Origin of the sequence: Kitasatospora sp. NPDC091276, assembly GCF_040684355.1 — a bacterium.
In the GTDB taxonomy this organism is placed as follows: Bacteria; Actinomycetota; Actinomycetes; order Streptomycetales; family Streptomycetaceae; genus Kitasatospora.
In genome coordinates this window covers 1-1,135 of record NZ_JBFBFU010000088.1, presented here as the reverse complement: position 1 = coordinate 1,135, position 1,135 = coordinate 1, and the positions used below count along the sequence as shown (strand labels likewise).

At 66.3% G+C, this 1,135-nt stretch carries 2 protein-coding genes; both read right to left on the bottom strand.

Annotated features, from left to right (window positions below; all coding sequences use genetic code 11):
- A partial coding sequence (locus AB0O19_RS38490) for an IS5 family transposase (RefSeq protein ID WP_363626403.1) occupies positions 1 to 481 on the bottom strand: 481 nt, incomplete at its 3' end.
- Positions 482 to 740: 259 nt separating this feature from the next.
- On the bottom strand, positions 741 to 1,135 hold a 395-nt coding region (locus tag AB0O19_RS38485; RefSeq protein WP_363626401.1), incomplete at its 5' end, for a transposase.

The following is a 1,135-nucleotide window of genomic DNA, read 5'->3' as shown; positions in this document are numbered from 1 at the left end:
CCGCGGTCACCAGCACGGCGAGGAGAAGGCCGAGCGTGTCGGTCACGATGCTCCGCTTCCTGCCGACGATCTTCTTACCCGCGTCGATGCCCTGGCCGCCGGCGGGAACGCTGGTGGAGGTCTTGACGCTCTGGGCGTCGATCACGCACGCGGAAGGCTCGCCGTTCCGGCCCTCCTTCTCACGCAGCAGCTGCCTGAGCAGGCCGTTGAGCTGGGCGAAAACCCCTTCGTCGGCCCATTTGGCGAAGTAGCCGTAGACCGTGTTCCAGTGCGGGAAGTCGTGCGGGAGGTAGCGCCACTGGACCCCGGTGCGGTCCACGTACAAGATCGCGTCCATGATGTCGCGCAGGTCATGCTCGGGCGGTCGGCCGAAGTCCAGGGCCCGGCCCCGGCGCTCGAAACGCCAGGCCGTAAGGACCGGCTCGATCAACTCCCAGCGGGCATCGGACTGATCACTCGGATACGGGCGTCGCTTCGGCATGCTTCCGGCCTACCGCTACGAACCGAATGCGCCCAGGCGCACAGCAACGACAACGGAAGCACGCGGTCTGAAGGCCGGGCGTCTTGGGATGAGACAGGCGCAAGTTATTTCCCGCCTCACCTGCCACCCCACCTGACCAGCAAGAACCAGCCCGCATCTCCAGCAGCACGAGCACCACAACCCGGCGGCCGGAAAATCACCGGATACAGGGGCAGTTCAGGTGAAAACGACCTCTTAGAGGTCGTTTTCGTCCGATGTTTCATCCCGAGATCGGCTGTTCTGTGGTCTTTCTCGGGTCGCGCCAGGAGATGGTGTTCTCGCTGGTGAGGCGGCGAGCCATGAGGTCGGTCATCGCGATGTGGATCACGGCTTCGGAGCGGGTGGGCAGGGTTTCGTAGTCGCGGGCCAGGCGGCGGTTCAGCATGAGCCAGCCGTAGGTCCGCTCGACCGCCCACCGTTTCGGGATCGGGGTGAAACCCCTGGTCCCGGGCTTGCGCGCGGTGATCTCCATGTCGATACCGAGGGTGGCGGCATGTTCGACGAGGTGCTGGCGGTAGCCGCCGTCGACCCACGCCTTGCGGATGCCCGGGTGGTCGGCGGCGACCTGGTCGAGCAGCGCGGTGCCGGCAACGGAGTCCTGCACGCTGGCCGCGG